The organism is Methylobacterium sp. A54F (assembly GCF_053346035.1).
In genome coordinates this window covers 44,275-55,942 of sequence record NZ_JBKFBF010000021.1, presented here as the reverse complement: position 1 = coordinate 55,942, position 11,668 = coordinate 44,275, and the positions used below count along the sequence as shown (strand labels likewise).

12 protein-coding genes are annotated in these 11,668 nt (G+C 73.7%); 5 read left to right on the top strand and 7 right to left on the bottom strand.

The genetic code is table 11. From position 1 onward, the window contains the following. Positions 1–2,653, bottom strand: a 2,653-nt coding sequence (locus ACLBXP_RS24000; protein WP_447670351.1) for a DNA translocase FtsK, incomplete at its 3' end; no start/stop codon positions are given. 313 nt (positions 2,654–2,966) lie between these two features. On the opposite strand from ACLBXP_RS24000, the gene ACLBXP_RS23995 reads away from it, so the two are divergent. Together ACLBXP_RS23995 and ACLBXP_RS23990 are read left to right on the top strand one after the other, a co-directional pair. Next, positions 2,967–3,194 carry a hypothetical protein gene (locus tag ACLBXP_RS23995; protein ID WP_447670350.1) on the top strand — a complete coding sequence of 76 codons (228 nt, stop codon included), beginning with the start codon at positions 2,967–2,969 and terminating at the stop codon, positions 3,192–3,194. A gap of 97 nt (positions 3,195–3,291) precedes the next feature. Then, positions 3,292–3,693, top strand: coding sequence for a PilZ domain-containing protein (locus tag ACLBXP_RS23990; protein ID WP_447670349.1), 402 nt, complete (start codon positions 3,292–3,294; stop codon positions 3,691–3,693). A gap of 125 nt (positions 3,694–3,818) precedes the next feature. Here the strand turns inward: ACLBXP_RS23990 and ACLBXP_RS23985 are convergent, their stop codons facing one another. After that, positions 3,819–4,250, bottom strand: a complete 432-nt coding sequence (locus ACLBXP_RS23985; RefSeq protein ID WP_447670348.1) for an HIT family protein — start codon at positions 4,248–4,250, stop codon at positions 3,819–3,821. A gap of 148 nt (positions 4,251–4,398) precedes the next feature. On the opposite strand from ACLBXP_RS23985, the gene ACLBXP_RS23980 reads away from it, so the two are divergent. Continuing rightward, entirely contained in the window at positions 4,399–5,391 is a 993-nt protein-coding gene (locus ACLBXP_RS23980) for a cation diffusion facilitator family transporter (protein ID WP_447670347.1), read from the top strand. 36 nt (positions 5,392–5,427) lie between these two features. Here ACLBXP_RS23980 and ACLBXP_RS23975 read toward each other — a convergent pair whose 3' ends face one another. Genes ACLBXP_RS23975 through ACLBXP_RS23965 form a run of 3 tightly spaced genes read right to left on the bottom strand, consistent with a single transcriptional unit; the run spans position 5,428 to position 8,347 of the window. Further along, complete coding sequence (locus tag ACLBXP_RS23975) at positions 5,428–5,940, bottom strand: glutathione peroxidase (RefSeq protein WP_447670346.1); 513 nt, start codon at positions 5,938–5,940, stop codon at positions 5,428–5,430. A 29-nt stretch (positions 5,941–5,969) separates the two neighbouring features. Next, the gene (locus tag ACLBXP_RS23970) at positions 5,970–7,130 is read right to left on the bottom strand and encodes a M20 aminoacylase family protein (RefSeq protein WP_447670345.1); all 1,161 of its coding nucleotides are present in this window, start codon (positions 7,128–7,130) and stop codon (positions 5,970–5,972) included. Beyond that, on the bottom strand, positions 7,127–8,347 hold the full coding sequence (locus ACLBXP_RS23965) for a GNAT family N-acetyltransferase (protein WP_447670344.1): 1,221 nt from the start codon (positions 8,345–8,347) through the stop codon (positions 7,127–7,129). Before ACLBXP_RS23965 ends, ACLBXP_RS23970 begins: the two co-directional genes overlap by 4 nt. Before the next feature lie 215 nt (positions 8,348–8,562). Here ACLBXP_RS23965 and ACLBXP_RS23960 point away from each other — a divergent pair, with 215 nt between their 5' ends. Further along, a complete protein-coding gene (locus ACLBXP_RS23960; protein WP_447670343.1) occupies positions 8,563–8,886 on the top strand; it encodes a hypothetical protein in 324 nt (107 codons plus the stop codon). 2 nt (positions 8,887–8,888) lie between these two features. On the opposite strand, the gene ACLBXP_RS23955 is transcribed toward ACLBXP_RS23960, so the two are convergent. Next, positions 8,889–9,650: a glycerophosphodiester phosphodiesterase family protein gene (locus tag ACLBXP_RS23955; protein WP_447670342.1), complete on the bottom strand. Its 762-nt coding sequence runs from the start codon at positions 9,648–9,650 to the stop codon at positions 8,889–8,891. Between the two features lie 7 nt (positions 9,651–9,657). Then, the gene (locus ACLBXP_RS23950; RefSeq protein ID WP_447670341.1) at positions 9,658–10,131 is read right to left on the bottom strand and encodes a RidA family protein; all 474 of its coding nucleotides are present in this window, start codon (positions 10,129–10,131) and stop codon (positions 9,658–9,660) included. 293 nt (positions 10,132–10,424) lie between these two features. Between ACLBXP_RS23950 and ACLBXP_RS23945 the strand changes: the two genes are divergently transcribed. After that, on the top strand, positions 10,425–11,633 hold the full coding sequence (locus ACLBXP_RS23945; protein ID WP_447670340.1) for an acetylornithine transaminase: 1,209 nt from the start codon (positions 10,425–10,427) through the stop codon (positions 11,631–11,633). Positions 11,634–11,668 lie beyond the last annotated feature (35 nt).

Below are 11,668 nucleotides of genomic sequence, written 5' to 3'. Positions count from 1 at the left end.
CCTCGATCTCCTTGCCGGCCACCATCATCAGGTCGGCCATCTCGTCGACCACGATCACGATGTAGGGCAGCGCCGAGAGGTCCATCTCCTCCTGCTCGTACACCGCCTCCCCGGTGTGACGGTCGAAGCCGGTCTGAACGGTCCGGGTGATGACCTCGCCCCGCTCGCGCGCCTCCTTCATCCGGGCGTTGTACCCGTCGATGTTGCGCACCGCGATCTTGGACATCTTCTTGTAGCGCTCCTCCATCTCGCGCACCGCCCACTTGAGGGCGATCACCGCCTTCTTGGGGTCGATGACGACGGGGGAGAGGAGGTGCGGGATGCCGTCGTAGACCGACAGCTCCAGCATCTTCGGATCGACCATGATCAGGCGGCACTCCTCGGGCTTCAGCCGGTAGAGGAGCGACAGGATCATGGTGTTGATCGCCACCGACTTGCCCGAGCCGGTGGTGCCGGCGACCAGCAGGTGGGGCATGCGGGCGAGGTCGGCGATGATCGGCTCGCCGCCGATGTTCTTGCCCAGGCACAGGGCGAGCTTCTGCTTGGTCTCGGCAAAATCCGGCGCGGAGAGAAGCTCGCGCAGGTACACGGTCTCGCGGGTGTCGTTCGGCAGCTCGATGCCGATGACGTTGCGGCCGGGCACCACCGCGACGCGGGCCGAGACGGCGGACATCGAGCGGGCGATGTCGTCCGAGAGGCCGATGACGCGGCTCGACTTGGTGCCGGGGGCCGGCTCCAGCTCGTAGAGGGTGACGACGGGGCCCGGCCGCACGGCCAGGATGTCGCCCCGCACCCCGAAATCCTGCACGGTCTGCTGCAGGTTCAGGGCGTTCTGCTCCAGCACGTCGGCATCGACCTCCTCGCTCTCCGAGACCTCCGGCATGGCGAGGAGCTCGAGGGACGGGTGCTCGTAGTCCGCGTTCTCCACCACCGACACCGCGAGGTGGCGGCCGGCCGGGATCAGGTGCGCGCGGGGCTCCGGCAGGATCGCCCGGGGCATGAGGGGCGCGGGACCGGCGGGCGAGGGGAGGGGGGTCTGGGAGGCGACCGGCAGGGTAGCGGGCAGGAGGGCCGGCTCGACCGCGGGCTCGGCCTCCGCCATCGGCTCGGGCAGCGCGGCCTCGGGCGCCTCGGGCACCTCGGCGACGGGCTGCGGCGCGGCCCTGCCGCGCAGGAGCACCGGCCGGGTCGGAACGGGCAGGGTCGGGAGACCCACGGCGGCGGGCCGCGCCGGCAGGGACGGAACAGGCAGGGTTGGAACCGGCAAGGGCTGAACCGGCAAGGGCTGAACCGGCAAGGCCTGAACCGGCATGGACGGAGCCGGCGGCATCGCGGCCCGGATGGCGGCGCGGGCCGCCATCGCGGAGAGCGGAGCCGGGCGGGCCGCGGGCGCTTGCTGAGCGGCCGGCGGCGCGAGGCCGGGGCCGAACACCAGGGAGAGCGTCGGGCGCGCGGCCGGAACCGGCGCAGCGGCCGCGGCGGCCGCGATCGCCGCGCCGTTGTCCTGGCTGTCGGCCGGCCGCGGCGGGTGGTCGAAGCGCACGAGCCGGTCGAGCACGTAGACCGGGGCCGCCGGCAGCGAGCGCAGGTGGGTGATGTCGACGGGCACGGACACGTAGCGCTCGGCCGGCTGGCCGCTCGCCGTCACCGTGAAGGGCTCGGCGCGCGGCGGCTCCGGGGGCGCGGCGGGCGCGTCCGCCGCGACGGCCGACCATGCCTCGACGGAGCACCAGTCGCCCTCGTCGAACCACGGCTGCAGGTCGGACAGGCTCGCCAGCTCCGACCAGTCGGGCGCGGCCGGGATCGGCGCGGCGGCCGGGGCGGGGAGGGGCTCAGGCGCGGCGTCCGTGGCCGGCCGCGCGGGGCGTCGGTCGGGCGTGCGGAAGAAGCGGACGCCAGGCGGCGGCACGAAGGGCTGGCGCCACAGCGGCACGGGCTGCGGGGCGAGCGCGGCCTCGGCGGCGGCACGCTCCGCCGCGCTCGCGGTCTCGGCGGCCTGCTCGGCGGCCTGCCGGGCGGCCGCCTCGGCGGCGGCGCGCTCGGCGAGCACCGCCAGGGCGGCGGCCTGCGCCTCCGCCTGGGCCTGCTCCAGGGCGGCGCGCTCGGCGTCGAGGGCGCGCTGGCGCCGCTCCTGCAGCACGGTGTCGGGCGTGCGGGTGAAGCGCACGGCCGAGGGCGTCGGCACCGCCTCGGCGGCACGCGGGGCGCTCGCGCCCTCCGGCGTGATGGCGGCGGGGCGGCGCGGCTGGCGCACCAGCAGGCCGGGCGAGGAGGCGTCGAGGTCGATGCGGCTCTCCCGGACGGTTCGGAGCTGCGCGGGGTCGGCCCGGTCGTCGAAGACCTGGTCCGGCCAGGCCTGCCGGGGCCGGGCCGCGTCGCGCCAGGTCTGATCCTGCCGGGCCTGATCTTGCCAGGCCTGGTCCTGCCAAGCCTGGTCGGACCAAGCCTGGTCGGACCAGCCCTGGTCCGGCCCGGGATCCTCCGGCGCGAAGGCCGCGGACGGGTAGGGGGCCTGCGGCTCGCCCGGCTCGCGCCCGAGGAGGGCCTGCGGGGAGGCCGACCAGCTCGGCGCCGGCCGGGTGCCGGCGATGGCGTAGCTCGGCCGCGGCGCCCCGCCGGCGAGGCGGCGGGTCAGGCTCAGCCGCAGGGACATCAACCGGTGCGCCAGCGCACCGATCGACAGTCCGGAGCGGTCGCCGCCGCGGCTCGGGCGGGCGGGGTCACGATGGGAGTACGGAGGCCGTCCCGATGCGCGCATGTCTGCCAAGGATGACTCGGATACTGGGGGCCCGCCCACCGGGGGCGGCTCCCGGCCAGTTAGGCCGATCGTCGTTAACAGACGCTTGAGCGCGCCCTCCCCCAGGCGCCGCCGCCGGCTTCGAGCAACCCGCCCGAAACCGCCTCGACACAAACCCGACGGATTGTGCCTGTATGGAACGGTCACGGGCGGCGATGCGGAGGCGACGATGCGAAGCTACAACCTGTTCTGGCGCAAGGGCGCCGAGGGCCTGTGCTGCGCGGTGCCCGAATCCTGCGCCGTGCCGAGCTTCGTGGTCGGCGGCCGCTGGGCCTATGGCGGGCGCCTCGCCGCGCCCGGCGACGCCCCCGGCGGGTTCGATCCGCACGCCGCCGACACGGCCGTGCGCTTCAACGGCTTCTACCTGTTCCAGACCGTGGACCGGCGCCTCGCCTGAGCGCGCCGGGGCCCCCGGACTCTCGGGAATTGCGGATAACTTTCCTTAAGATGCCCGTGCGAGGGTGGCGCCGTCATTCGAACCGGAGCCAGATCGCATGTCCGCGGAGCATCGGAATGAGGTGCGCCAGCGCGTGTTCCTGAAGGGGCGCATCCTCTTCAACAACGGGAACTCGAGCCTCGACTGCCTGGTGCGCGACCTCTCGGCCACGGGCGCCCGCATCGAGGCCAGCGAGACCACGACGCTGCCGGAGCAGTTCGACCTCTACATCCCGCAGAAGGACCGCACCTTCCGGTCGAAGCTGCGCTGGCGGCGCGAGGACGGGATCGGCATCACCTTCGTGGACGATGCGCGCGCCGAGGCCGCGGCCCAGCCGAGCGCCGCCGACGCGTCGGTGGCGGTGCTCCTGCGCCGGATCAACGAGCTCGAGGCCGAGAACGCGGCGTTGCGCCGGCTCCTCGCCACCCTCGCCCAGCCGGCCGCGCAGCCCGCGGCCTGACGCGCGCCGCCGGCCCAGGCTTCGGGCGCAGGACGGATTCGCGCCAGCAATTCAGGTTCCGAGAGCGGCGCGGATCCGCGCCAGTGATTCAGGTTTCGAGAGCGGCGCGGATTCGCGCCAATGATTCAAGTTTCGAGAGCGGCGCGGATTCGCGCCGCGTGGTCGGCGAGCACCGCCGGGTCGGCCATGCCGCCCTCGTGCCGGCCCAGGGGCACGCCCTCGTGCCGGGGCACGATGTGGAAGTGCAGGTGGAACACCGTCTGCCCGCTCGCGGGCTCGTTGTACTGGAACACCGTCAGGCCGTCGGCCGCGAAGGCCGCCTTCACGGCCCGCCCCACGCGCTGCACGGTGGCCGCCACGGCCGCCAGGGAGGCCGGCTCGGCGTCGAGGAGGTTCCGGGCCGGAGCCTTCGGGATGACCAGCGTGTGCCCCTCGCCCTGGGGCATCACGTCCATGAAGGCCAGGGTGTGGTCGTCCTCGTAGACCCGGTGGGCCGGGATCTCGCCGCGCAGGATCTTGGCGAAGATGTTGCCGGGCTCGTAGGCGGGCGTGGTCATGGCGTCTCCCCGGGGCAGGTTGCGGGACGTGCGGCGCCCCACCCTCGGCGGGCAGGTTGCACGGGCCGGCCCGCGGCGTCCACCGCGCGCGGAACCGGAAGCGGCCGGCGCGGCTTCTCGACCCGGAGCAGCCGGGGACCAGAGGGACATGGCACACGAGAGCACGGGCGCCATCTACACGGCCGCCGGGGCGAACCTCGCGATCGCGGCGGCGAAGTTCGTGGGCGCCGCCCTCACGGGCAGCTCGGCCATGCTCGCCGAGGGGGCGCACTCCCTCGTCGACACCGCCAACCAGATCCTGCTCCTCGTCGGCCTGAAGCGGGCGAAGAAGCCGGCGGATGCCCGGCACCCCTTCGGCTACGGGCGCGAGGTCTACTTCTACGCCTTCATCGTGGCGCTGTTCATCTTCCTCGGCGGCGGCGCCTTCGCGATCTACGAGGGCATCCACAAGATCCAGCATCCGGAGCCGATCGTCGATTCGACGGTCTGGGGGTACCACCTCTCGGGCTTCTGGGTGAACGTGGCGATCCTCGGCTTCGCGGTGGCGGCCGAGGGCTATTCCTGCCTCGTCGCCCTGCGCTCGTTCTGGGCCGAGAAGGGCGAGCGCCCGCCCATCACGGCGATCCGGCGCAGCAAGGACCCGGCCCTGTTCACGGTGCTGGTGGAGGATGTCGCGGCGCTCATCGGCCTCGTCATCGCCCTCGCGGGCGTGGTCCTCGGCCACGTCCTCGACATGCCGGTGCTCGACGGCTGGTCCTCCATCGGCATCGGCCTCGTGCTCGTCGGCATGGCGATCTTCCTGATGATCGAGACCCACGGCCTGCTGATCGGCGAGGCGGCGGACCCCGAGATCGTCGCCGCGATCGAGGCGATCGTCCGGGCCGAGCCCGGCGTGCGCCACGTCAACGAGATCCTGACCCAGCACATGGGCCCCTCGGACATCCTCGTGAACGTCAGCCTCGACCTCGCCGACGACCTCAGCGCGGGCGAGGTCGAGCGCATCGTGGCGAGCCTCGACGCCGAGCTGAAGGCCCGCGCCCGGAACGTCACGCGGGTGTTCATCGAGGCGCAGGCCATGGCCAAGGGGGCAGCGAAGGGGGCGGCCAAGGGCGTGGTGGAGGGGGCGCCGCAGCCGGCCTGAGGCGCCGGCGCGGCCCCGATCCGGCGGAGCGGGGGATCAGATCCCAGCGCCGTCGACCCCGTCGCGCTCCGCCAGCGCCGCCAGGATGTCGGCCTCCAGCGCCGCGGGCTTCGCCTGGGGCGGGTAGCGGCCGATGACGCGGCCGTCGCGGCCGACCAGGAACTTGGTGAAGTTCCACTTGATACCCTCGGTCCCGAGGACGCCCGGCCGCTCGGCCTTGAGGTGGGCGAAGAGGGGGTCGGCCTCCGGCCCGTTCACCGCGACCTTGCCGAGCACCGGGAAGGTGACGTCGTAGCTCAGCGCGCAGAACCGGGCGATCTCGGCGGCGTCGCCCGGCTCCTGCGCGCCGAACTGGTTGCAGGGGAAGCCGAGCACCACGAGCCCGGCCTCGCGGTGGCGGCGCCAGAGCGCCTCGAGCCCCTCGTATTGCGGGGTGAAGCCGCATTTCGAGGCGGTGTTGACGACGAGCACGACCCGGCCGCGATACTGCGCCATCGGGTGCGGGCCGCCATCCGCGGCGCGGGGCGTGAAGTCGTGGAGGCTCGTCATCGGCGGTGCTGGGGCGGCTCGGGGTTGGCTCAGGCGGCGGTGCGGCGCTCCACCAGGCGGGCCAGGTAGGCGCTGCCGAGGGGGATCACGCTGTCGTCGAAGTTGAAGGCGGCGTTGTGCAGGCCGGGGCCCGGGGTGGCGCCGATCCAGGCATAGGCGCCCGGCACCGCCATCACCATGTCGGCGAAGTCCTCGCTGCCCATGCGGGGCGTGCAATCGGGATCGACCCGGTCGGCCCCGAACACCTCGGCGGCGACCTCGGCGGCGGCGGCCGCCTGGTCGGCGCTGTTCTCCAGGACGGAGAACACGTCGTCGATCTCCACCGCGATCTCGGCGCCGTAGGCCGCCGCGTAGCCGGCCGCGAGCGCGCGGATGCGCTCGGCGGCGAGCGTGCGCAGGCCCGCGTCGAAGGTGCGCACGGTACCGGCGAGGTGGGCGGTCTCGGGGATGACGTTGTAGGCCGCACCCGCGTGGATCTGGGTGATCGAGACCACGATCGACTTCAGCGGATCGGCGTTGCGCGACACGATCGACTGCAGGCCCTGCGCCAGCACCGTGGCGACGAGGATCGGGTCGATGCCCTGGTGGGGCTGCGCCGCGTGGATGCCGCGCCCCGTGATCCGGATGTCGAAGAAGTCGGCCGCCGCCATGATCGGCCCGGGGCGGAGCCGCAGATGCCCGTGGGGCCCGTTCGGGGCGTTGTGGATCGCGTAGATCTCGTCCACCGGGAACCGCTCGAAGAGCCCGTCCCGCAGCATCGCGCGGGCGCCCCCGAGCCCCTCCTCGGCGGGCTGGAACACGAACACCGCGGTCCCGTCGAAGTCGCGGGTCTCGGCGAGGTAGCGGGCGGCGCCGACGAGCATCGTGGTGTGGCCGTCGTGGCCGCAGGCGTGCATCTTGCCCGGCACCGTCGAGCGGTAGGGCAGGTTGGTGGCCTCCTCGATCGGCAGCGCGTCCATCTCGGCCCGCAACCCGATGCGGCGGCCGTTGTCGGAGCGCCCCTTGAGGACGCCGACCACCCCGGTGCCGCCGAGGCCCCGATGGACCTCGATGCCGAAGCCCTCGAGCAGGCCGGCGACGATGCCGGAGGTGCGCACCTCCTCGAAGCCGATCTCCGGATGCGCGTGGATGTCGTGCCGGAGCGCCGTCAGCTCGTCCGCATAGGTCCGGATCCGGTCAAGCGCCGTCATCGGGAATCTCCCTGGCCATCGCGTCGAAAGGGGGTGAGGTCGTCGAGGACGCCGACCGCGGCGTCGACGTGTGCGCGCTCGCGCACCAGGTAGTCGGCCACCGCCCGGCGCAGAGCCGGGTCGGCGATGTCGTGGGCCGAGTGCATCAGCACCGGGCGGTAGCCCCGGGCGAGCTTGTGCTCGCCTTGCGCCCCCGCCTCGACGCGGCGCAGCCCGCGCGCGATCGCGAAATCCATGGCCTGGTAGTAGCACAGCTCGAAGTGGAGGAACGGGTGATCCTCCACGCAGCCCCAGTTGCGCCCGTAGAGGGCGGCATCGCCGATCAGGTTGAGGGCGCCGGCCACGTACCGCCCGCCGTGCCGCGCCATCACGAGCAGGATCCGCTCCGGCATCCGTTCCCCGATGAGGGAGAAGAAGCGGCGGTTGAGGTAGGGCTGCCCCCACTTGCGCGCGCCGGTATCGACGTAGAACGCGAAGAAGGCGTCCCAGTGGGCCTCGGTGAGGTCGGCGCCGGTGACGTGCTCCACCGTGATGCCGCCCGAGAGCGCGTCGCGCCGCTCCCGGCGGATCACCTTGCGCTTGCGGGCGCTCAGCGCGCCGAGGAAGTCCTCGAACCCGCCGTAGCCCGGGTTCTCCCAGTGGAACTGCTGGTCGGTGCGCTTCAGGAAGCCCAACGCCCCCGCGGCCTCCCACTCGGCCTCGCGCATGAAGGTGACGTGGATCGAGGACGCCTCCGTCTCGGCCCGCAGCGCCCGCAGGCCGGCGACGATCCCCGAGACCGCCGTCTCCGGCGCCGTGCCGGGGGCGATCAGGAAGCGCGGACCCGTCACGGGCGTGAACGGCACGCTCACCTGGAGCTTCGGGTAGTACTGCCCCCCGGCCCGCTCGTAGGCGTCGGCCCAGCCGTGGTCGAACACGTACTCGCCCTGGCTGTGGGACTTCAGGTAGCAGGGCGCCAGCCCGATCGTCCGCTCGCCCTGCTCCACCGCCACGTGGAGCGGCAGCCAGCCGGAGCGGCGCGAGACGCAGCCCGAATCCTCCAGCGCCGACAGGAAGGCGTGGGAGACGAAGGGGTTGTGGGTCTCGTCCCCGGCCCCCAGGGTCTCGGCCGAGGTGGCGCAGGCATCCCAGGCCGCGGCGCCGATCTCCTTGAGGCCGGTGAGCGCCCGGACCCGCAGTTCCGTGACGTCCCGCGACGGCGTGCCGGGTGCTTGCATGGGGCCAATCTAGCCGGGCGGCGCGGTGGGGCAAGGCGACCCGCGGTTCCGCACCGTCGCAGGCCGGCGCCCGGACGGCTTGCGGCCCGGTTTCGGCCGGTTCATGCTGCGGCCGAGTCGCGTTCCCTCGCTACGGTGTTCCGATGTGCCCAGAGGCGAGCCAGGCCGTCCGGCCAGGCCCTCCCGACGACTTCGCCGATGACGTTCTGAGCGAGATGGCCAATCTCGACGAGCAGGATACCGGGATCCCCGGGACGGTGTTCGTCTCGACGGCCCTCGGGTCCCACGGCCCGCGCGTGAAGTGGTATCCGGGTCGCGCCGGGCGGGACCTGCCCTGCCTCATCGTCTCGATCGGCCCGGAGCCCCGGATCCGCGACGACTTCCTGGCGCCGTCCGTCTCGCGGCCCGCGGCGCCGCGGGTCATCGCCTGGGTCCGCCAGAACCACGCTCCGCTCCTCCGCTTCTGGAGCGAGGGCGCCTCGTGGAACCGGCGCGAGGTCGCGGCCTTCCTCGACGGGCTGCGGCCGCTACCCCGGTAGGCTCACGGCCGGAAGCCCTCGAACACCATCTGGTCCGCGTGGGCCTCGGCCGCCGCGCGCTGCTCGGGGGTGCGCACCGTCCAGGTCATCACGGGCAGGCGGCCGAGCGTCCGGCAGAGGTGCGTGACCGCGCAGGGCAGGTCGTCGACGCGCCAGGAGACGAAGTCGGGCCGGGTCTCGCCGACGTGCAGGAGGTTCGCGACCGACCGGCGCGCCTGCGCGGACAGTCGCGCGTAGACGGGGTCGTCCTGCGTGCTCTCGCCGACGATGCCGCGGGGCACCTGCGGGGCGAGGTCGGCCAGCGCCGCCACGATCGCGGGGTCGAAGGACTTGAGCGCCACCGGGCCGGCATAGTCCGCCACCACCGCCGCGACCCGGCGGGCGAGGCCGAGGTCGCCGGTGTAGAGGGACTTGATCTCGACGATCAGCGGCGTGCGCCCGGCGATCCGGGCGAGGAAGTCCGGCAGGGTGAGGATGCGCTCGCCCGTGCCCGCGAGGCGCAGCTCGGCCAGCGCCGCGGCGTTGCGCGACGCGACCGGGTCGCTCGCCTCCGTGAGGCGGCCGAGGGCCACGTCGTGGAAGACCATGGCCTCGCCGTCGGCGCTCGCCTGCACGTCGCACTCGATGGCGTAGCCGCCCGCCACCGCGGCCTCGGCCGCCGCCTGCGAGTTCTCGGGGATGCCCGCCGCGCGGTCGTGCAGGCCCCGATGGGCGATGGGGCGGGCGGTGAGCCAGGCGGGAGCGTTCGCGGGGGCGTTCGTCACGGGAGCCTCAGCGCACCGCGAACATCGCCTCGACCTCGACCGCCGCGTCGAGGGGCAGCTCGGCGACGCCGACCGTCGAGCGGGCGTGGCGGCCGCGGTCGCCGAGGAGCTCCACCATCAGGTCGGAGGCGCCGTTCATGATGCCGGCGAGCCCCGCGAAGGTCGGCACCGCGTTGATGAAGCCGCCGAGCCGCACGCACTGCTCGACGCCGTGGTCGAGGTCGCCCACCGCCGCCTCGAGCTGGGCGAGCACGTTGAGGGCGCAGAGGCGCGCGGCCGCGACGCCCTCCGCGACGCCGACCTCGGCGCCGAGCTTGCCGGTGTGGGCGGGGGCGAGCTTGCCGTCCGCCCCGAAGCAGATCTGGCCCGAGATCACCACGAGGTTGCCGGTGCGCACGAAGGGCACGTAGTTCGCCACGGGTGCGGCCGCCTTCGGCAGGCTCAGCCCCAGGCGCTCCAGGTTCTGCTTGATCGTGCTCATGCGCTCCTCCCCGTCGTTGCCCGCGCGCCGGGTCCCCCGGCGTCGGCTTCCGCAAAGCACGCCCGCGCGCCGGCGCGCAAGCCGCACCGCGCAGGGACCCGCGCAGCAGCCTCGCCGGCCGGCGCTCGACAGCCTCGCCGGCAGGCATGTCGTCCGTGTGAACCTGCCCCGTCATTGACAGAGCGGGCGCTTTTCATAGTAATCGCGCGCGTGCCGCCCGTCCCCGAGGCGGCACTTTCATTTGGAGCGGGCCGCATCGCGCCCGCCGCCCCTCGCGCGACGGAGACGGACCCGTGACATCCGCCCTTCTGCCGACCTATGCCCGGGCCCCGATCGCCTTCGAGCGGGGGGAGGGCGCGTGGCTGGAGGCGCGCGGCGGCGAGCGATACCTCGATTTCGGCGCCGGCATCGCCGTCAACGCGCTGGGCCACGCCCACCCCCACCTCGTCGCCGCGCTGACCGCCCAGGCGGAGCGGCTCTGGCACGTCTCGAACCTGTTCGAGATCCCCGAGGGCGAGCGCCTCGGCCGGCGCCTCGTGGAGGCCACCTTCGCGGACGTCGCCTTCTTCGCCAACTCGGGCGCGGAGGCGAACGAGGCCGCCATCAAGATGGCGCGCAAGTACCACGCGGCCGGCGGCCACCCGGAGCGCTACCGCATCATCACCTTCGAGGGCGCCTTCCACGGGCGCACCCTCGCGACCATCGCGGCGGGGGGCCAGGCCAAGTACATCGAGGGCTTCGGCCCGAAGGTCGAGGGCTTCGACCAGGTGCCGGTCTGCGACGCCGCGGCGCTCGATGCCGCCATCACGCCGGAGACCGCCGCGCTGATGATCGAGCCGATCCAGGGCGAGGGCGGCCTGCGGGTGATCCCGCACGACGAACTGCGCCGCCTGCGCCGGCTCTGCGACGAGCGCGGGCTCCTCCTCATCATGGACGAGGTGCAGACCGGGGTCGGGCGCACCGGCAGGCTCTTCGCGCACGAGTGGTCGGGGATCGCCCCGGACATCCTGAGCGCCGCCAAGGGCATCGGCGGCGGCTTCCCGCTCGGCGCGTGCCTCGCCACGGCCGAGGCCGCCCGCGGCATGGTGGCGGGCAGCCACGGCACCACCTTCGGGGGCAACCCCCTCGCCATGGCGGTCGGCAACGCCGTCCTCGACGTGGTGCTGGGCGAGGGCTTCCTCGCGCATGTCCGCAGCACCGGGCTCCTCCTCAAGCAGCGCCTCGCGAGCCTCAGCGACCGCTTCCCCGACGTGGTGCGGGAGATCCGCGGCGAGGGCCTGATGCTCGGCCTGAAGCTCGGCGTGACGAACACCGACTTCGCGGCGGCCGCCCGCGCCGAGCACCTGCTGGTGATCCCGGCCGGCGACAACGTGGTCCGACTCCTGCCTCCGCTGATCATCGGCGAGGCCGAGGTCGCCGCGGCGCTGGAGCGCCTCGAGGCCACGGCCGCCGGCTTCGCCCGGGCCCAGCTCGATCAGGCCCAGCGCGGCGCGGCGGAGTGAGCCCGCGCCTTCCTCGTTCCCAGATGACCGTCCTC

What these genes read in the sequence shown, in the direction of transcription:
- ACLBXP_RS23995 (WP_447670350.1), top strand. Translation starts at nt 2,967, where the DNA reads ATGCGAAGCTACAACCTGTTCTGGCGCAAGGGCGCCGAGGGCCTGTGC.
- ACLBXP_RS23990 (WP_447670349.1), top strand. Translation starts at nt 3,292, where the DNA reads ATGTCCGCGGAGCATCGGAATGAGGTGCGCCAGCGCGTGTTCCTGAAG.
- ACLBXP_RS23985 (WP_447670348.1), bottom strand. Translation starts at nt 4,250, where the DNA reads ATGACCACGCCCGCCTACGAGCCCGGCAACATCTTCGCCAAGATCCTG.
- ACLBXP_RS23980 (WP_447670347.1), top strand. Translation starts at nt 4,399, where the DNA reads ATGGCACACGAGAGCACGGGCGCCATCTACACGGCCGCCGGGGCGAAC.
- ACLBXP_RS23975 (WP_447670346.1), bottom strand. Translation starts at nt 5,940, where the DNA reads ATGACGAGCCTCCACGACTTCACGCCCCGCGCCGCGGATGGCGGCCCG.
- ACLBXP_RS23970 (WP_447670345.1), bottom strand. Translation starts at nt 7,130, where the DNA reads ATGACGGCGCTTGACCGGATCCGGACCTATGCGGACGAGCTGACGGCG.
- ACLBXP_RS23965 (WP_447670344.1), bottom strand. Translation starts at nt 8,347, where the DNA reads ATGCAAGCACCCGGCACGCCGTCGCGGGACGTCACGGAACTGCGGGTC.
- ACLBXP_RS23960 (WP_447670343.1), top strand. Translation starts at nt 8,563, where the DNA reads ATGGCCAATCTCGACGAGCAGGATACCGGGATCCCCGGGACGGTGTTC.
- ACLBXP_RS23950 (WP_447670341.1), bottom strand. Translation starts at nt 10,131, where the DNA reads ATGAGCACGATCAAGCAGAACCTGGAGCGCCTGGGGCTGAGCCTGCCG.